Origin of the sequence: Levilactobacillus humaensis (assembly GCF_024345185.1) — a bacterium.
GTDB classification, from domain to species: Bacteria; Bacillota; Bacilli; order Lactobacillales; family Lactobacillaceae; genus Levilactobacillus; species Levilactobacillus humaensis.
The window spans coordinates 1-19,142 of sequence record NZ_BROB01000028.1 but is presented as its reverse complement, the minus strand read 5'-3'; the positions used below and the strand labels follow the sequence as shown (position 1 = coordinate 19,142).

The window sequence follows — 19,142 nt, the reverse complement described above, 5'->3', positions numbered from 1 at the left end:
CTTTGGGGACTGACCCAACGTCATTTGTTAATTGACGACGGACTTTGCCTTTTCCCACCAGGACTTGACCTTGTCGGCGGCATTGTTAAATGACTTGCCGGCATTGTCGATCCCTTGTTGAACCTGATCCCAAATGTCGCTCGAATCGGACCCAGAATTCTCGGCCTTGGCTAGTGTCGACGCGTCCTTCGTGGTAAACGAGGTGCCCTTGGTGTTCGGCAAAATACTCTGCATTTCAGCCTGGAAGAGTGGGCCTTCACCGGTTCCACTCACATTCTCCAAGTGATGTTTATCGCTAGTATTATCGAAGCCTTCCCAGGTTGTGACGACCACGTCTGGCGTGTACCCGACAATCCACTTATCACGAGTGGCATCAGCATCCCCGTCGGCTTCGGTACTCCCCGTCTTCCCGGCAATCGTGTAACCATATGGCTTAGCCGAGGCGCCGGTCCCGTAGTTAAAGACGCCCATCATCATACTGGTCATCTGCTTGGCCGTCTTCGCCGACATGACCTTGGTAGTCTTCGGTGCGCTATCTTGAGTATCCACGACAACGTTCCCCGAAGCATCCACAATCTTACGAATGTAGTGGGCCGAAGACATGGTCCCCCCGTTCGCAAATGCCGTGTAGGCCTGGGCGAGCTGTTGTGGTGATACCCCGGTCTTCAGGCCTCCCAATGCTAAGGCGAGGTTCTTATCCGACTTGGTTACCGGCAAGCCAAACTTCTTCACGGAGTCATACCCCTTGTCCACACCAATCTTATTCAGTAACCAGACGGCTGGCGCGTTGGTACTCTGGGCTAACGCCTGGTACATTGGAATCTTCCCGCTGTACTGGTTGCCGTAGTTACTTGGCGTGTAATCGTTCGTCCCGTAGGATTTCTTCTTATCCGTCAATTCAGAATCGTAGTAGTAGCCGTTCTCCAGTGCCGGCGTGTAGACGGCCAATGGCTTAATCGTTGACCCCGGTTGCCGTTGCATCTGCGTCGCACGGTTATAGCCTCTAAAGACATGTTTACCGCGTCCACCGACGACGGCTTCCACGCCCCCAGTATTGGGGTCAATGGCGATGCTGGCCGCCTGGACCTTCGTGCCATCAGTAGCATTGGCTGGAAAGTAACTGTCATTTTTAAAGAGTGTCTGCATCTGCGACTGATTACTTTGATCCAGTGACGTATAAATCTTGTAGCCGCGGTTCATAATTTCAGATTCCGTCAACCCGTATTTGTTGACGGCTTCGTTAATCACTGCATCAAAGTAATACGGATACTTATAGGTATTCTTGTAAGTATAATCATCGTTAGTGGTCAACGCCGTCGCCTGATACTGCTTGGCTTGTGCGGAGGTAATCGCCCCCGTCTCGGCCATGAGTCCCAGGACAACATTCCGGCGGGCCCGTGAAGCCTGCGGGTGCTTGATCGGGTTGTAGCCACTCGGTGACGTCAACATCCCTGCTAGGACGGCCGATTGCGGTACCGTCAACTTGTCCGCCGTGGTCCCGAAGTAGCGTTCCGCGGCATCCTGAACCCCCCAGACCCCATTGTCAAAGTAGGCATTGTTCAGGTACATCGAGAGAATATCCTTCTTGCTATAGACATTCTCTATTTCGATGGAAAGAAAGAGTTCCTTGAACTTCCGCGTGAAGGTCTGTTCCTGCGATAAATAGGCATTCTTCGCCAGTTGTTGGGTTAACGTACTTCCCCCACCACTGATGTAGTCGCGCCGTAGCACCTTGTTTTTAGCGTACAAGAAAAATGCGCGCGCATAGCCCTTAAAAGAAAAGCCATATTCGTGGTAGAAATTCCGATCTTCAGTTGAGACCACCGCACTCTGAACGTTCGTGGAGATCTGTTTCAGGGGGACATAAGTCCCCTTTTGCGAGTATAAAGTTCCCGCTTTTTTATTGTGTCGGTCATAGATCTTGGTGGGATTCTCTAGGGCCGCCTTCAGGTTACCCACGTTAGCGGTCTTGGCCATAAAGGTCATGTACCCACTTAACGCCAGAAAGCCACTCAACAAAATCACAATGATCCACCGGGTCAATTGATACCGGTGCCAGATCTGTTTAAAGTGGGCTTTAAAGCCTGACCCCTTGGTCTGATTAGGTTGTTGGGTATTCATTCAATAGCCTCTTCTATCTCAGTTATATTATGGCTATTTTAGCATAAACACTGTGTCTAGCCGCGTTTTCACTGAAACTTTATGAACCTTTAATCTCGCTTAAGCCGATGAAAAACACCCGGAAACCAAGTAAAAATAGGTTTCGCGGGTGTCAGAGCTTTCATAATTGAATTAATGAATAATATCAGGATTCATTTCCGCCGCAATCTCGTCGTGGAGTCGTGCCGCAATCTTGGCATCTGGACTGATGATAAAGATGGTGTCGTGACCCGCTAAGGTCCCGGCAATCTCTGGTAAATTCAGATCGTCGAAGATGGCCGCCAACAGGTTACCATTGCTCGGCAGCGTTTTCAAAATATTGACGAATTCGACACGAGTCAGGCCCGTAACCACCTCGTTAATGGTTTCACGCAGGTGTTCTTCCTCACTCCGGTTTCCCGCCTTAAAGATCGTGTAGCGGAGATGCCCATGACCATCCTGAGCCTTCACGATCTGCATTTCTCGAATATCTCGCGAGATGGTGGCCTGAGTGGCCTGAATGCCGACTTCCTCCAAGTGCTCCATTAATTCTTCTTGCGTACCAATTGGATACTGATTAATTAACTGCTCGATTCTTGCCTGCCGCATACTCTTTTTCATTGTGACCACCCTCCCGCATAAAATTGCATTAAGTATAACAAAGGATGCGGAATTAAGCCACATGTCTCTGCATATTTATAAAGTAAGTGTAACAAATATTCTTTTTTTACGCAAAAAATCACCCCGCGTTGGCGAGGTGATTCACTTAATTTCGGGTTACATTTCGTCTGGTGCTTGGACCCCTAAGAGTCGTAGAGATTCTTTCAAGACCGTGGAAACGGCCTTAACTAAGGCTAAACGTGCTGATAATTCAGCATCTTCGGCCAGAATCTTAGAGTGCGCATAGTACTTGTTGAAGGTCTTCGACAAGCGAATGGCAAACTTAGCAATGACGGATGGTTCGAGTTCGGCACAGGCCATCTTAACCGTTGCTGGGAAGTCGGCCAAGGTCTTGATCGTGTCCCAGGCTTCGGGATCGGAGATCTCGTTGCCCCCGGCCTTAACGTCGACGCTTGCGGCCTTACGTAAGATACTTTCGGCACGAGCATGGGCGTATTGGACGTAAGGACCCGTTTCTCCTTCGAACTTCAATTGGTCAGCTAAAACGAAGTCAATGGCGTTGGTCCGTTCATTCTTCAAGTCACCGAAGACGATGGCGCCGACCCCAACTTGGTGAGCAACCTCTTCTTTGTTAGGCAGGTCTGGGTTCTTCTCGTTGATTTCTTCACCCGCTAATTTAACGGATTCTTCGAGGACCTTAGCTAACAGGATAATCCGGCCAGAACGGGTTGATAACTTCTTACCATCAACCGTGATTAACCCGAATGGCACGTACTGAAGCTTCGAAGCAGATGGCAACCCGATTTCAGTCAGAACGGCCTTCAATTGCTTGAAGTAGTAGGCTTGTTCAGAACCAACCACGTAAAGGTTCTTGGCTGGCGCGTAAGTCCGGTCACGGTAAAGCGCCGTGGCGATGTCACGCGTAATGTACAGTGAGGCCCCATCACTCTTTAAAATCAGAGCTGGGTTCAGGTCGTACTTGCTCAAGTCAACCACTTGGGCCCCTTGCGATTCAACCAGCAGGTTCTTATCCTTTAAGATCTGGACAACTTCTTCCAACTTGTCGTTGTAGAAGGCTTCCCCATTAAAGGTATCGAAGGTTACACCTAATTCTTCATAAACTTGGCTGAATTCTTGTAATGAGGCTTCACGGAACCAAGCCCACAACTTGTGCGCTTCAGGGTCGCCGGCTTCGAGCTTACGGAACCATTCACGGGCCTCGTCATCCAATTCTGGATGTTCCACGTCTTCCTTGTGGAAACGAACGTAGTATTCCACCAACTTGTTAATTGGGTCGCGTTTAACATCGGCTTCGTTCCCCCACAGCTTGTAGGCCGTGATGAGCTTACCGAATTGCGTTCCCCAGTCACCCAAGTGATTATCCTTGATTGGGTGGTAACCGTTCTTCGTGAGAATCTCGGCGATAGAATTTCCAATCACCGTCGACCGCAAGTGACCCATAGACATTGGCTTGGCAATGTTAGGTGAGGACATGTCGATCGGCACGTTGCCCCCGGCACCTTCTTCGTTCTTCCCGTAGTCGGCACCCTCGGTCAGAACGGTCTTCAGCGTCTCTTCACTGAACGTGTTCTTGTCGAAGAAGAAATTCAAGTATGGGCCAACCACTTCAACCTTTTCGAAGCCAGTCGTGTCGAGCTTAGTCGCCACGTCCTTGGCAATCTGTTGGGGTGCTTGGTGCAAGACCTTGGCCAACGTAAACGTCGGGAAAGCTAAGTCCCCCTTGTCAGACGTCTTAGGCCGTTCAATCTTGTTGCTAATCTCGTCGGCCGTCAACTGACCGTCTAATGCCGCCGTCAAGGCTGCTGTTACTTTTTGTTTGTAATCCATCCTTATTTTCCTCCCTAAACAATTGTCCATCGCAGATAACTACTTTCAGTCTACACCATCTAGTCGCTGGGACAAAAAAACGCCCCTTACAAAATAAATTGTAAGAGACGAGGTAAACCCGCGGTACCACTCTGATTGACTTGAAAGTCCACTTTAAATTCATTTAAATGTTCGATCTGACAACGTCCGTTCGGTAGGGTCTGTGATCCGGCTCACACCATTCCGGACTCGCTTGACTTAGACGCACAACCTACTAATCGTATCAGTTTAGCCTTCGAATAATAAGAAAGACGACCAACTGGCCGTCCCATTCGAAAGCGGGTGACGGGAATCGGACCCGCGACGCAAGCTTGGGAAGCTTGAATTTTACCACTAAACTACACCCGCACAACACAAGAAAGTATAGCATACCTCTTGTGAGTTGTCATTGTTTTTTTGCAAATTAATTCAAAATCACCGCAAAAAACTAGTCTTTATCCACTTTTTTCTCGGTAATTTTTGCCGCCGACTTACGGACGACAGCGCGGTTGTTCATGTCTCCAACCGCCGTCTTATCAGCTGGATCATATTCCTTGATCTCAACTAAAACTGAATTATCATACACTTTGGCCACTTCACCAGTAAAGCTGTGTTCCAGAGGACCAAATTTTTTCGCCGCAACGTAATCGCCAACTTTGAGTTCAACTTCAGCCATTGTTCGTCGCTCCTTTCGTATGCAAAGTAACATTATAGTCAAATTCGCGGGTCACCGCAAGCAAATGAATTGTAAGGAGTTTGAAATAATCGGATAATTCCGAACACTCTGTGACTTATCTCGAGCCGTTCCCCCAAAACCCGATAGTTGTGCCCGATTACTATTGTTATTTCCCCTAAGATAGCGTTTTCCCGAACGTCTCCCCTACTTTTCCTAACTTTCCTAACCATACGCATTTGCCTCAAAATAAGTTATAATCAAGGCGTTGTGTTTCAGCCGAATCAATTGACTCAAAACAAACGAGGAGGAGACGTTTAATTATGAAAAAATGGCACCTTAGAGCGGTTCGGGGAATCGCCTTAGCTGCGGGAATGGTGGGCCTGTTATGGGCGGCCACCCCGGCTAGCGCCAACTCAATTAATACTTATATTAACAATCAGGGGTACGCCACACCAAAGATTACCACGCAAATCTGGAGTGGCTTCCCTAAGAATAGCTACCGTTATGGTAAGCCTGAAGGGGTTGTGGTTCATGAAACCGCCAACCCTAATTCCACGATCTACAATGAAATTGCCTACATGAAGAATAACTATCAGAATGCCTTTGTTCACACCTTCATCGATGCCGGCAATATCATCAATGTGGCCAACACCAAGTATCTCTGTTGGGGATCTGGCTATTATGGTAACCAACGCTACGTTCAATTCGAACAGGTTGAGGTTCATTCCAAGTCCGGATTCGCTAATGAGTTAAACAAGTCGGCCTACTACACGGCGTATATCCTCAACAAGTATGGGTTAAAACCAAAGCGTAATACGACGGTTCTTTCCCATCACGACGTGTCAAACAATTTAGGTGGGACGGATCATACCGACCCAGATGGTTACTGGAAGACCAATGCCAAGGCCTACTTTGGTACAACCTACACCATGACCGACTTCATGAGCCTGGTGAACACCCAGTATGCCAAGATTACGGGTAACAGTAACAACAGTGGCAACACCACCGACGATTCTAATCAACACACGTCGGCCAAGCCCAAGACGGTCAAGTACTACGCCGGAACTAACAACGAAACGGCTACCCTGGCGAATAACTATACCAACTGGACCGTCTATAACCACGTTAAAGGCACCGCTAAGGCCCGTAAGATTGGTTGGGGTAACCTGAGTGCTGACTACCGGGGAGCGAAGGTCTACGTCGATAGCCGTGGGGTTAAACAAGGCGGCTGGAGTGGCACCTGGTACCGCATTCGCTTTGCCAAGAATTCCAGCTACAAGTACTGGGTCTGCAGCAATGTCTTGAATTTCCCTAACGTCACCTATAAGGACGCCAGTGGAACCAAGACCCTGAATACGACCTCTAACTCAGCCCTGTACAACCACGTACTCAACTCTGACTACCTGAGTACGGTCACGGCCCACACGCAAGACTTCCAGGCCGGCCAAACCATCAAGCTCAATAAAAAAGGTGTGAAGTCTTCGGACAACTCCACCTGGTATCGCGGGACCATTGGGAGTAAATCCTACTGGGTTAAGTCCACGAACCTGCAATAAAACCAAGACTAGCCGAAATGGCGTTGGAATTTTTTCCAACGCCATTTTGCCACCTAAGGAGATTTCTAATGGGAAGAATTCAATTTTACGGGGCCGTCTCCCTTGACGGCTTCCTGGCAACCGAGGATGATCGATTGGACTGGCTCACTGGCCTGACGGACCTCCCCGCTAACATCGGACAGGGAACTCTGAGCCAGATGGCCAGTGCTATTCTGGGACGGATCACCTATGACACCATCCAGGCTGACATGACTGCGGGCCTCACACTGAATCCCTATAATGCTGACATGCCGGGCTATGTGCTGACACACCAGTTGCGTCCTGATCACGGACCTATTCATTTCACAGACACACCAGTGGTTGACTTAGCACAACGCTTGCAAGCCAAAGGAAATGTTTGGATTGTCGGTGGTCAACAAGTCATGACGCCGCTCCTAGCCACCAATCTGGTAGATGACCTTTTCCTCCAGGTTGCCCCTACCTTGCTTGGCCGTGGTAAACGCCTCTTCGGTGAGCTTGCCAAACCTCAGACCTTCGAGCTCCAGGCGGTTCACCAATACGGACCGTTAGCCGAAATGGTCTATCGACGACAAAATTAATTCCACTGAACTGGTTGAATATGGTAGGCTGGTACTAGTTGAAACTTTAAGGAGGCATTAGTCATGTGGTTGGCCTTACATTTTTGGACGTGGATCATCCTGACAATTCTCGTCATTCTCGGACTCACCCGTCGCTCTGAAAAACGGGTCACGCAGTTCCTACTGATCGCCCGAATTGCCTACTTGGTCATGATCATCAGCGGCGTCGTCCTCTCCATTCGGACGTTTGTACACGCCCCACTTCTAATCAGTCTGAAATTCATTCTGGGCATCGCCACCATCGCCCTCATCGAAATTAGTTTCGGTCGGAAGATGGAACGCGATACGCCCCATTTGATTTACTGGATCCTGGGCATTGTTGCCCTGATCACAGTTGGCCTGGGACTCACCCTCGCTTTCAAATAAATTACTCACAAGGTGTCGAGGCAATTGGTCTCGACACCTTTTCTGATCCCAAGAAGAGTGCAACAGTAGGCGATTAGCTGGCGAGCATTAAGGCTGGTAAACGGATAATCCCGGTTTTGGATTATTTGGGTACCAGTTTTAAGCGGAACCAGCTGCCTGCTGTTGCACGTTTCGGCTACGTAATTGTCGCGATCAAAATAGGAGCCCGGGTTTGCCCCAGACTCCCACTACCACTCTTAATCAGCTGAAACGTGCGTCATAAGGCAACTAGCTCCGCTTAACCCCGAAGCGTAAATAATCCAGAATCAGGATTATCTGCGTTTCGACGTTAATGCTCACTAGTTAATCGCCTTAAGCCCCACTCTTAATCAGCTTGTCGTAATTTCAATGCCATTTCCAATGTCCGGTCAACCAGAATGGATTGGCTGTCAGCCACGGGAATGGTGAGCTCTGGTTCACGTTCCTGAGCCAAAGAGAGCTCCGTGCACCCTAGAATCACCACGTCGGCGTGCCGTTCCGTCACCATCTCATTGAGAATGTGGTGGTAGAGCTTGGCATCCACTTCATTGTTTTCCTTGATGTGATCGTAGATCAGCGTCATGGTTTCGTCCTCGATTGCCTGCGTTGGCAACACGGGTTCGAGTCCGGCCGCTACGACCTCATCCTCGTAGACCTTATCCGTAATGGTTCCTTGCGTTCCGGTAATCCCGATCCGCTTAGCATTGGGATAGCGACGCTGAATCTCCTTGACCGTCTCACGCGGCATGTGTAGCAATGGGACATCGGTCGCTGCCTGTAAGTCATCGTAGAAATAGTGCGCCGTGTTGCAAGGCAACGTAAAGAACGCTGGCTTCAACTGGCTTTGTTGCTGAATATCTTCGAGCAGGCTGGGTAACGGATTGGGCTGACTGTGGTCCAAAATATAGTTTGTCCGATCCGGAACCGTCGCATGGTTCACCAGAATATAATTCAAATACTCCTGATCGGCGTGCGCTGGCGTCCGTAGATTTAACTGATGAATATAGCTCTCGGTGGCCATGGTGCCCATGCCGCCAATAATCGTAAAGAATTTTTGCATGGTGATTACCCCTTATTTTCTGCGAAGTATTTCTTAAAGTTAACCGTGTAATTGTGTTGCATCCACTGGATCAAGGCCCAGCGCTTGAGGTTCATATCCTGGTCATAGTGATACGTGGTGCCATACTGACCGGCGGCAATTAACTTCAGTGCCCGATCCTTGTCGGCATTTTCCCGCGTGTACTGTTTGAAGACCTTGACCGGCACACCTAACCACAGCGCGTGCTGGCTTTCGTCCTTGTTACCATAGACCGTCGGAGCATCCTTCAGGCTGTCCTTCACGTAGTCTTTAACCACCCAGTCGGCCAGGTTGTAGCCGTTCAAGGTCACGAAGAAACTACTCCGTCCTTGCCGCAGATTGATTTCAAACAACTTGAAACTGTGGTCCCGGACATCATACTTCATGTCGAAGTTAGCGTAGCCGGTAAACTCGATGGCTTCCAGGAACTTCTGAATGTTTTGATAAATTGTTTCGTTATATTCCGGAATGATCGCCACGTAATTTCCAATGGCCGATGGGGCTGGATCTTCCAACAAAGGATGACCCAAACACATCATCTTCACCTTATGATTCCGGTCAACGTAGGCATTGAGCACCCGCATATTGCTGTCATCCCCGGGCACGAAGTCCTGAAGAATCAGGTCGGAGGTATAGCCGTTGGCATAAACCTTCTGAACGATGTCCTTGAACTCCGCTGCTGACTGAATCCGAAAGGCCTTCTTGCGCCCCTCAAAGTGGACGTCTAACCATTCCACACTGTTGGCTGGCTTCAAGGCAACTGGATAATCAAAGGGTTGTTCGACAGGCTGACCACTCGTAGCCTCATCCTTCGTGATGATCCGCGTTGCTGGGTATGGCAAGCCATACTGGTCACAGACCTTGTAGAAGTTTTCCTTATTATTCAGGTGACGTAACTTGTCGTAATCAATGTATGGGCAGATAAAGACATCTTCCAACTCTGCCTTGTGCTTACTTATTAATTCGGCATAACCATCCCCACACCCGATCAAGATGACAGGTTCCGGATGATCGGCATAACGTTCCTTTAATTTACGCATGGTTTCAATCCAAACAGGATCTTCATCGAATCCTGGGATCAATTCTAGATTCACAATCTTGGTGTAACGCGTCGGTGCCAATTGAATACTGGCAAAGGCTTGAACGGGTTGATGGTACAGGTCATAGAATGAGCGTGCCATGCCGTAGACGTTAAAATCACTCCCCAAGAGAACAGGGGTAAACTTGACTTCCTTGGTTTCCATAACGGCTTAAAGTCCCTTCACAACGTTTAAATAATTGAGTTAAGTACCGGGTGGGTTTCCCCACTCGTTTTTTCTAGATAAACGCAATCAAGGTTGTTAGCGGACGAGTCCAATAGCAACCTTGATCGTTATCGGCCGACCATTTCTGGGGCCGGATTCAGTTAGATTTGGGTCCGGTGAACAAGATCCACGGTCTTAGCCGTCGTATCTTCTGGGAAGTAAACTTCATACCAGAGGATGAAGGTGTAAATCGTAAAGATCTTTTGCATGCTGGACTTACCGTTGATGTGTTCGTGAAGAATCTCCATCAAGGCATCGGTGTTAAAGAACTTGTGGGCCACGTCGGAGTTAAATGCTTCGATAATCCGTGACTTGTAAGGTTCCGTCTTGATCCAGGTTGCGATTGGGGATGGGAAGCCCATCTTTTCCTTCTTAGCCACTCGTTCTGGTAATTCAGCTTCGGCAGCGGTCCGCAGAGAAACCTTCGTTTCGTCCGTGTGAATCCGCGTCTTAACTGGCATGGTTGCGGCAAACTTGGCCACTTCCTTGTCAACCAATGGCGTCCGAACTTCCAGTGAGTTCGCCATACTCATCCGGTCGGCCTTGTGTAAGATGTCATAAGGTAACCAGGTGTTGATATCGAAGTACTGCATCTGAGTCATTTCGTCTAAGCCCTTAACGTCATCAAACAGGTGCTTGGTGTAAGCCCCGGCATCCTGGTTAAGACTTGGGTTCTTCAAGATCTTGTTACGATCATGATAGTCGAAGACGTAGTTCACCCGGTAGTACCGTTCGCTCAGAGGTTGGGCCCCCCGAACTAAGAAACGGCGACCATGGAACCGTGGCATCTTTTCGGCAATGCCACCCATCATCTTGCGAATACCCTTTGGCACCCACTTCTGATAACGTTCGAATGGGATCGCTTCAAGGTAAGTGTTGTAGCCCCCGAAGAATTCGTCGGCCCCTTCACCAGACAAGGCAACCTTAACGGACTTACGTGTCCCCTTAGACAGGTAGTAAAGCTGCATGGCTGATGGGTTAGACAAAGGTTCATCCATGTAGTACATGATGGTTGGTAAGATATCAAAGTAATCATCACCGGTCATGTAGAGTGGTGTATTCTTTTGTTTGATCTCCTTGGCAAATTCCGTGGACCAGCTTAATTCACTGTACTTGGAATTCTTAAATCCAAGGGAGAAGGATTGGATCGGTTGGAGCTTAGAAGCTTCGTTCAGCACGTAGGAAGAGTCAATCCCACTGGATAAGAAGCTCCCAACTTCAACGTCGGCAATCATATGCGTCTTAACGGATTCGTCGACGATACCGCGAATCTTCTTGGCATCTTCTTCAACCGTTTGACTGTTGTCAATGTGGTCGTAATTGAACTTGTAGTACCGGTGCGTTTCCGTTTCGCCGTTTGCGCGGTGAATGAAGTATTGGCCCGGTAAAACCTTGTAGACGTTCTTGAACATCGTTTCCTTAGAAGGAATGAATTCAAAGCTCAGGTGAATAGGTAACAGGGCTTCGTTGAATTCCTTCTTGAAGTTAGGGTGTTCCAAGAAGGCCTTGATTTCTGACGCCCAGAGGAAGGTCTCGCCGTCATCGTAGTAGTACATCGGCTTGATACCGAAGTGATCTCGGGCACCGAAGACTTCGTTCTTAGTCTTGTCATAGATGGCAAAGGCATACATCCCGCGCAAACGGTCCAACAACTTAGGACCCCAAGCGTCGTAACCGTGGATCAGGACTTCAGAGTCCACATCCGTTTGGAATTCGTAACCGAGTTTTTGTAAATCGGCCCGAATTTCTTGGTAGTTATAGATTTCTCCATTAAAAGTTAAAACTTTCGTTTGGTCCCGGTTGTACATGGGTTGCTTTCCGTGAGCCAAGTCAATGATTGACAGCCGACGGAAGCCCATAACGGCTTGGTCATCCTTAAAGTATGCCTCGTCGTCCGGCCCACGGTGCTTAATCCGGTCTGCCATATCGTTAATCGTGGTAGACGGAACATCCTTTTGATTCACATAGCCAACGAATCCACACATGTGCGTATCCCCTTTTTCTCGTTAATAGTCAGTTTGATTTGAACGTTCATTAATATTTAATGAAACACAACACCCATCATTTTAGCAAATTTAATTCGTGAATACCATATTATTAAAGATTCTTAAGCGGATAGTAAACACTGCCATCATTCTGGGGCGAATTCGGCCAGTTGATCGACATCGGTAATGCGAACCTGACGACGGCCAACTGTTTCGATGGCCCCCCGCTTGGACAGCTGTCGTAACTTACGACTCATGGACTCCGGTGTCATCCCTAAGTAAGCGGCGAGGTCCTGCTTACTCATTGGTAACTCGAGCAGTTGTGCCCGGTGTCCACTGATCTGTAAGAGGTACCCTGCCAGGCGTGGCAAGGCATCGGGAATGGCCAACAAGGTTGCCTGGCGTTCGGCTGTCTTCAATCGATCGGCCAAGGCCCCCAACAACGCCATCGATAACGTTGGTAATGTCGTAATCAGATCGGTCAGGGCAGCCCGTGAAATTGTGCAGAGTTCGGTCGTCTTGGTAGCCTGCGCATAGGAGGTATGAATTTCATCCGTAAACAGCGCAATCTCACCAATAAAGTCCCCAGGATTCAAGACCCGCAAGATTTGTTCTCGCCCGTCCTCAGCTAAGTGGTAGAGCCGAACCTGGCCGGTATTTACGATATACAGCGTCCGGGAAACCTCACCGGTACTGAAGACAGCATCCCCTTTATCCGCATGGATTGGCCGCGTGACTTGGGCCACGGAGGTCATCTGATCGTCCGCCAAGCCCTGAAATATCGGGACTTGTGACACACATTCCAGTTCCCGTTCAATTGAATGTTGATGATGCTGATGTCCTTGTTCCATGACCACATCTTCCTTTCTCATATCTTCCATTTTAGCAAACAACCGGCTAAAACCGGTAAAGAAAGCCTTCCCGCGTGGATTGTGATATAGTGGCCATAATGAAACCGCTAACTTATTAAGGAGGAATTTTTCATGTCCCGTATGCTACATCAAGCCTGTACCTCATTTTTAGCCGGTAGAAACGCCACGATCGATGGGAATCCGGTAATCGCCCGCAACGAAGATAATGGTGTTGCCATCTGGCCGAAACGCGTCGTGGTCCACGTGGCCGATGAACCCCGTAACCTGAACTTTATCTCAAAGGGCAACCAATTCAGAACGACCCTGCCCGAGAAGGCCTATCATTACACGGCCGTTCCTGACTCCGATCCCTCGGCTGGCTTCTACGAAGAGAGTGGGATCAACGCCAAGAACATTGCCATGAGTGCCACCGAATCGGCTTACGCCAATAGCCGGGTCCTCGGTGTCGATCCCCTGGTCGTCGATGGAATTGCGGAAGATGCCATACTGACCGTCGTCCTTCCCTACATTGGCTCCGCTAAGGCAGGCGTTCAACGGCTGGGACACCTGGTCGAAACTAATGGTGCCGCGGAAAGTAACGGTATCCTCTTCGGCGACACCGACGAGGTCTGGTACATGGAAATTGTCAGTGGTCACCACTGGGTTGCCCAACGGATCCCGGACGACGCCTATGCCGTCGTTGCCAACCAACTGGCCATTCAGGACATTGATTTTGATCGCCCACAAGAATTTATGACCTCAACTAATATCCGGCAGTTCGTCCAGAGCCATCACCTTAATCCCGACGGCAATCGCTTCAACTCCCGCCATATCTTTGGGACGGCAACCGCCACGGATAGTCACTACAACACACCGCGGGTCTGGTACGGTCACAAGCTCTTCACGCCAAGTGCCTTTGAAAATCCAACCGACCAAGAATTGCCGTTTATTCAGCATGCCGAAAAGAAGATTAGCCTGCCCGAAATCGCCAACTTCCTGGGATCCCATTATCAGGAAACCCCATACGATCCACTGGGCACCGGGACCGACACGGAACGTCATCAGTTCCGGGCCGTTGGCTTGTCGCGGACGCAAAACTCCCACATTCTTCAGCTTCGTCGCGACGTCGTGCCAATGCTAGCTGGTATCGTTTGGCAGTGTTTCGGAAACCCTGCGTTCAATCCTTACGTGCCCTTCTACGCACAGGGGGATCAGCTTGCCGAAAACTATGCTGTCGACAACAGCGACTACCAGGGCGAGAACCCCTACTGGGCTAGCAAACTACTCGACGTCCTCAGTGAGACCCACTACCACGAGAACCGTCAGCTTATCGATAACTTTCTCGGCGCGACTCAGGCGATGGGCTATCAACGGCTACAGGCGGGGGATGCCATTCCAACGCCGAATTCCGCCAGTCTAGGTAGCTTAAATGTCGAGACTGCCGCCACCTATGCCAATGCCATTCAGACGCAGGCCGGAAAACTCGTTCAGGCCAACGCGGCCCTTTCGGATCTGTCTTTCACCATGGATGCCAACCTGTAAATTGGTATCGTTCAAAAGATAAATGCGCTATAATGAATTTAAGCTAGTAGCCCCGAAAGGAATGATTATGATGGATGAAATTGTACTTTTCAATCCTGGTGACTCTATTGGGAATTTCCACGATTATCACGAGGCCGTTCAGACCGCGCAGATTTATCAAGAACGCCATACAGAATCCGGCCATGTTGTTGTTGTTAAAAGTGATAACGGTGCGCCGTCTTTCGATATTTTCTTAGCGGAGCAGCAGCTGGATAATGGACAAAAGAACCCGTCCACGAGCAAGCGTTACACAATCTCTAAGAAACTTTAGGGCGTCACGAAACTAGAACTTAACTTTGTCCTTATAAAAGGAGGTCTGCCAATTGGTAGACCTCCTTTTTTGCTACTTTTCAAATCGACTAAGATGTTCGTGAAGATAGTGTCCCGTGACACTATCCGCCGTTTCACTGACTTCCCGTGGTGTCCCGGTGGCCACCAAATGGCCCCCCTTAATCCCACCACCCGGTCCCATGTCAATGACATAGTCGGCATTGGCAATCAGATCGAGGTCGTGTTCGATAGCAATAACCGTAGCTCCCTGTTGAATCAGGCGGTCAAAGACCTTGACCAGCTGCTGAATATCCAACGGATGTAAACCCACGGTTGGTTCGTCAAAGATAAAGAGCGTCCCTGTCTGGCGTTTGCCAATCCGTGACACCAACTTCAACCGTTGCGCTTCACCCCCGGACAAGGCCGGTGTACTCTCCCCTAACAAGAGGTAGCCCAGGCCCATATCATGGAGGATTTGCAGCGTACTTTCGATGCCACTTTCATCGGCGAAAACCGGTAAGGCTTCATCAACTGACAGGGCCAAGATGTCCGCGATGCTGTAATCCTGCCATTTAATGGCTAGCGTCTCGCGATTGTACCGCTGACCGTGACACTGGGGACAGACCTCGGTGATATCTGGTAAATACTGAACATCGAGTGAGATCTGACCGGTCCCGTTACACATCGGGCAGGCGCCCGCCGTAACATTATAGGAGAAGCGACTGGACGTGTAGCCCTGCACCTTCGCTTCAGGCGTTGCGGCGAATAACTTACGTAAGCGATTCAAAATATCCGTATACGTCGCGACCGTCGACCGGACATTCTTACCCACTGGGACGGAATCCACGGTCACCACGTGGCGAATCTTCGCCCGGTCGAGTGAGGCCACATGACTGGGTAACGGTCGATGCGCCACTTGCGCCGCGATGCCTGGAATCAGACTATCCAGAACCAGCGTCGTCTTACCGGCCCCACTCATCCCCGTCACGGTCGTCAACCGATTCTTAGGGAAGCGAACCTTCACGTCGTCGATGTTAAACCGATGCTGGACTTCAATCGCCAGTTGCCCCTTGGCCCAAAGTTGCTTCTCACTGAGTACCGGCCGCTCGCGTAACGTGGCCGTTCCATTGAGAAATGGCGCAATCAAAGACTTGGGACTCTGCTCAATGGTCATGACTGACCCCTGGTCGACCACGGTGCCCCCATGTTTACCGGCCCCAGGCCCAATCTCAATGACCTCGTCCGCAGCACTGATAATACTGGTATCGTGATCCACGACAACCACGGAGTTCCCTTGAGCCACCAGTTCTCTGAAGGCCTTGATGAGTCCCGCCACGTTGGCCGGGTGTAATCCCACCGAAGGTTCATCGAGAACATAAAGGACACCGGTCGTTGCACTCCGGAGTGTCCGCCCAAGTTGAATTCGTTGGAGTTCCCCGGTTGACAGCGTGGACCCTGGTCGACTCAACGTCAGGTAATCCAAGCCCAGGTCCATCATGGGTTGGAGGCTGGCAACCAGTTCATCAACTAGGTTTTGGCCCAGATGACGCATCCTAGCAGGTAACCAAGGCACAATCGTCTTGGCAAATTCACGGAGTTCAGCGACTGGCAGGTCACAAACCTCTGCTAGGTTACGACCATTTAATAATTGTTTGAGTCGTTCTGGATTCAGCCGCGTCCCGTGACAAGCCGGACAGGTGGTAAAAGTGTAGAAGCGGTTAAGCCGCTTAATCGTTCGTTCATTTTTAGTTGTGGCAAGGCTGTCCTCGACTGCCGAGAAGGCATTTTCATAAACAGCGTTATCCATATGGAAAATCTTGCCCTTGCTGCTGGGGATGTTGAGTTCCACCGTTTGCTTGGGGCCATGGAGAACCCGTTCCTTGTCAGCGTCGCTCAGTTCCTTATAGGGCACGTCAATGGGAATCCCAATGGCATTGGCCACTAAAGGCATAAAGTTCCGTCCAGGAAGATGCCAGGACCCCACAGCACCTTCCTCCAACGTCTGATCTTCATCAGCAATCAGGAGATCGGCGTTGAGTTGGCGAACCTCACCTAATCCGCCACATTCCGGACAGGCCCCACCGGAGTTAAAGGCGAAGTCTTCGGCCCCGGGTGCCATAAAATGAACGCCACAGACCGGGCAAACCAGATTTCCCATGTTCTCCGCGACATCCAAGGTCGGATCCATCCGGTGACCATTGGGACACACGGGTGAACCCAGTCGTGAAAAGACCAGTCGCAGGACATTCAAGCTTTCAGACATGGTCCCGACCGTTGACCGAACGCCGGGCACCTGTGGTCGTTGACGCAAAGCCAGGGCTGAAGGCAAGTACTCAACAGAATCGACCGCCGCCTTCCCCATCTGGTTGATACGCCGACGGGTAAAGGTCGACAACGCATTCAGATAACGCCGAGCGCCCTCAGCATAGAGTACGCCCATCGCCAGCGAGGATTTACCGGAACCACTCCGACCGGTGATCGCCACGAATTTATTTAAAGAAATATCGACGTTCAGGTCCTTTAGATTGTTGACCTTGGCGCCGCGAACTTTAATCTTGGTTGGTAATGTCGTCACGAAAAATCAAATCCCTTCCAAAGAGTTATGGGTCTAGTTTACGCCAGATTCGTCTGGATTTCAGGAAGCGGACGGACCAATATTTTAAAAAATCGACACAAAAAAGTCCGGTAAACGTAATGTTTACCGGACTCTCCGAATTGTTAACTGATGCCCCGAGCAGGATTCGAACCTGTACTTGATCACTCAAACAGCGACCTGAACGCTGCGCGTCTGCCAGTTCCGCCATCGGGGCAACTCAACAACAAGTAATATATTACACTATCCGTGAATAAATGTGAACCCTTTTATTCAGATTTTTTTGCTTTGGGGAATTTAACCGCGGTGCCATAGCCATGAACAACCAAAAACTTTGGCGCCACGCTCATCCGAACAACCTCGGTATTGAAACGAACCTCGATCAAACCGTCTGCGCCGGCCTCCCGGGCCTGCTTCATTAATTTCTGTTTAACGGCATCAAATAAGTCATCAAACAAAGAAAACTCATCAGGTTTTTCGGAACGCATCATCGCGTGTTGTGTTGCTGTCATAATCCCTTGAATCTCGTGAGCTCGGTTGAGGCCCCCTGTTGTCATAAACATTACACTTACCTCCTAAGTTGTTCCTGGCGTCGGCCCCATGCAAAGATAAGGGCTCCCAGGAGCACGCCTAACGCATTGGTCAGGACATCATTAATATCGACCCAACGACCCAGACCAACCAGATAGTTGCCAATCGCTTGTCCGGTCTCCAAAGTTAGCCCGGTAGCGAGTCCGGCCCCCAGCCATTGGGGCCAACGACCGTTAAAGTTCCACTGCCAGAGCATCCCCTGAGGAATTGTCATGACAATATTTAACCAAAATGAGGCGTCAATCCCTGCCGGTTGAAGTGGCCACAATACCCAGGTACCATTGGCCCAGTGAAAGGTCTGAATGTCAGCCACCTGCGATCCAAAGGTCACGGTCACAGGGATCCACGTCAATGCCACCAGGACCCAACACCCGATCCACCAGCCAACTCGTGGCCAGGACCGTTGGTGCCCGGCTCGTAACACCAGCCCCAAGCAGACCAGACTGGCCAGCATAAAGGGTAACCACCGTGTCATTGGATCGCCTCCCTGATACCCCTAGTATACTGATTCTATGCCTCGTCGACAATGCTTATTGTGTCTGATTGTGTCCGCAACTGGCAGCACTGCCTTTAGCGTCATTTCTAGGCACCTTGCCTGAACCGTAACGACCATCTTTTAGCTAAAATCACCGTCATTGCCAGCAAAAACTCAGCAAATTCTAAGTCACTGATTATCATTCTCATAAAATTTTTCTTTTTGCAGCGTTGTCTTCTGGTATACTTGAGCCAGTTAGGCTTACCTAGAGTTGGTTTTTCTATCCAACCTCTAGGTGGGCAAAAAACTCAATTTGTCAATAATCATTGCACTCACCAGTCTACATGCTATATAATCATTTTGACGTGAGGGTAACGATCTCCAGTGGGTTAGCGGTCACGCCGTAACTCAACTGGCTATCAGCAAGGTGAGTTTCTTGCTAATAACAATTTAATTGTATGGGAGATTGCAAGAATTATCCGAACACTTATTAGAACCTCATCTGTTCCCAGAAGACCTCTAATGGTGTACGCC

The 19,142-nt window shown here is 49.7% G+C and carries 16 protein-coding genes and 2 tRNA genes; 5 read left to right on the top strand and 13 right to left on the bottom strand.

Features of this window, described 5'->3' with window-relative positions; translation table 11 throughout:
- Positions 1-27 precede the first annotated feature (27 nt).
- The 5 genes from OCU14_RS09035 to OCU14_RS09015 all read right to left on the bottom strand — a co-directional run bounded on the left by OCU14_RS09035 (position 28) and on the right by OCU14_RS09015 (position 5,302).
- On the bottom strand, positions 28-2,121 hold the full coding sequence (locus tag OCU14_RS09035) for a PBP1A family penicillin-binding protein (protein ID WP_261810755.1): 2,094 nt from the start codon (positions 2,119-2,121) through the stop codon (positions 28-30).
- Between the two features lie 171 nt (positions 2,122-2,292).
- The gene (locus tag OCU14_RS09030) at positions 2,293-2,760 is read right to left on the bottom strand and encodes an arginine repressor (protein WP_125545280.1); all 468 of its coding nucleotides are present in this window, start codon (positions 2,758-2,760) and stop codon (positions 2,293-2,295) included.
- A 156-nt stretch (positions 2,761-2,916) separates the two neighbouring features.
- Complete coding sequence (gene argS / locus OCU14_RS09025; RefSeq protein ID WP_261810754.1) at positions 2,917-4,608, bottom strand: arginine--tRNA ligase; 1,692 nt, start codon at positions 4,606-4,608, stop codon at positions 2,917-2,919.
- 316 nt (positions 4,609-4,924) lie between these two features.
- Positions 4,925-4,995: transfer RNA gene (locus OCU14_RS09020), tRNA-Gly, on the bottom strand.
- A gap of 79 nt (positions 4,996-5,074) precedes the next feature.
- Positions 5,075-5,302, bottom strand: a complete 228-nt coding sequence (locus OCU14_RS09015; RefSeq protein WP_261810753.1) for a DUF2187 domain-containing protein — start codon at positions 5,300-5,302, stop codon at positions 5,075-5,077.
- 320 nt (positions 5,303-5,622) lie between these two features.
- Between OCU14_RS09015 and OCU14_RS09010 the strand changes: the two genes are divergently transcribed.
- From OCU14_RS09010 to OCU14_RS09000, 3 genes are all read left to right on the top strand, one after another.
- A complete protein-coding gene (locus OCU14_RS09010) occupies positions 5,623-6,858 on the top strand; it encodes a peptidoglycan recognition protein family protein (RefSeq protein ID WP_261810752.1) in 1,236 nt (411 codons plus the stop codon).
- Between the two features lie 68 nt (positions 6,859-6,926).
- Complete coding sequence (locus tag OCU14_RS09005; RefSeq protein WP_261810751.1) at positions 6,927-7,457, top strand: dihydrofolate reductase family protein; 531 nt, start codon at positions 6,927-6,929, stop codon at positions 7,455-7,457.
- Between the two features lie 63 nt (positions 7,458-7,520).
- On the top strand, positions 7,521-7,862 hold the full coding sequence (locus OCU14_RS09000) for a DUF1516 family protein (RefSeq protein ID WP_261810750.1): 342 nt from the start codon (positions 7,521-7,523) through the stop codon (positions 7,860-7,862).
- A 364-nt stretch (positions 7,863-8,226) separates the two neighbouring features.
- On the opposite strand, the gene OCU14_RS08995 is transcribed toward OCU14_RS09000, so the two are convergent.
- The 4 genes from OCU14_RS08995 to OCU14_RS08980 form a co-directional block, all read right to left on the bottom strand.
- Positions 8,227-8,940: an aspartate/glutamate racemase family protein gene (locus OCU14_RS08995; protein ID WP_261810749.1), complete on the bottom strand. Its 714-nt coding sequence runs from the start codon at positions 8,938-8,940 to the stop codon at positions 8,227-8,229.
- A 5-nt stretch (positions 8,941-8,945) separates the two neighbouring features.
- Complete coding sequence (locus tag OCU14_RS08990) at positions 8,946-10,202, bottom strand: carboxylate--amine ligase (RefSeq protein WP_261810748.1); 1,257 nt, start codon at positions 10,200-10,202, stop codon at positions 8,946-8,948.
- A 161-nt stretch (positions 10,203-10,363) separates the two neighbouring features.
- Positions 10,364-12,247, bottom strand: a complete 1,884-nt coding sequence (gene asnB, locus OCU14_RS08985; RefSeq protein WP_261810747.1) for an asparagine synthase (glutamine-hydrolyzing) — start codon at positions 12,245-12,247, stop codon at positions 10,364-10,366.
- Positions 12,248-12,393: 146 nt separating this feature from the next.
- The gene (locus OCU14_RS08980) at positions 12,394-13,098 is read right to left on the bottom strand and encodes a Crp/Fnr family transcriptional regulator (protein WP_261810746.1); all 705 of its coding nucleotides are present in this window, start codon (positions 13,096-13,098) and stop codon (positions 12,394-12,396) included.
- Positions 13,099-13,230: 132 nt separating this feature from the next.
- On the opposite strand from OCU14_RS08980, the gene OCU14_RS08975 reads away from it, so the two are divergent.
- Together OCU14_RS08975 and OCU14_RS08970 are read left to right on the top strand one after the other, a co-directional pair.
- The gene (locus tag OCU14_RS08975) at positions 13,231-14,640 is read left to right on the top strand and encodes a C69 family dipeptidase (RefSeq protein WP_261810745.1); all 1,410 of its coding nucleotides are present in this window, start codon (positions 13,231-13,233) and stop codon (positions 14,638-14,640) included.
- Between the two features lie 70 nt (positions 14,641-14,710).
- A complete protein-coding gene (locus tag OCU14_RS08970; RefSeq protein ID WP_057879102.1) occupies positions 14,711-14,950 on the top strand; it encodes a hypothetical protein in 240 nt (79 codons plus the stop codon).
- 72 nt (positions 14,951-15,022) lie between these two features.
- On the opposite strand, the gene OCU14_RS08965 is transcribed toward OCU14_RS08970, so the two are convergent.
- The 4 genes from OCU14_RS08965 to OCU14_RS08950 all read right to left on the bottom strand — a co-directional run bounded on the left by OCU14_RS08965 (position 15,023) and on the right by OCU14_RS08950 (position 18,608).
- Entirely contained in the window at positions 15,023-17,524 is a 2,502-nt protein-coding gene (locus OCU14_RS08965) for an excinuclease ABC subunit UvrA (RefSeq protein ID WP_261810744.1), read from the bottom strand.
- Between the two features lie 151 nt (positions 17,525-17,675).
- A tRNA-Leu gene (locus OCU14_RS08960) sits at positions 17,676-17,759 on the bottom strand.
- 52 nt (positions 17,760-17,811) lie between these two features.
- Positions 17,812-18,105: a heavy metal-binding domain-containing protein gene (locus OCU14_RS08955; protein ID WP_261810743.1), complete on the bottom strand. Its 294-nt coding sequence runs from the start codon at positions 18,103-18,105 to the stop codon at positions 17,812-17,814.
- 5 nt (positions 18,106-18,110) lie between these two features.
- On the bottom strand, positions 18,111-18,608 hold the full coding sequence (locus tag OCU14_RS08950; protein ID WP_261810742.1) for a VanZ family protein: 498 nt from the start codon (positions 18,606-18,608) through the stop codon (positions 18,111-18,113).
- Positions 18,609-19,142: the final 534 nt, after the last annotated feature.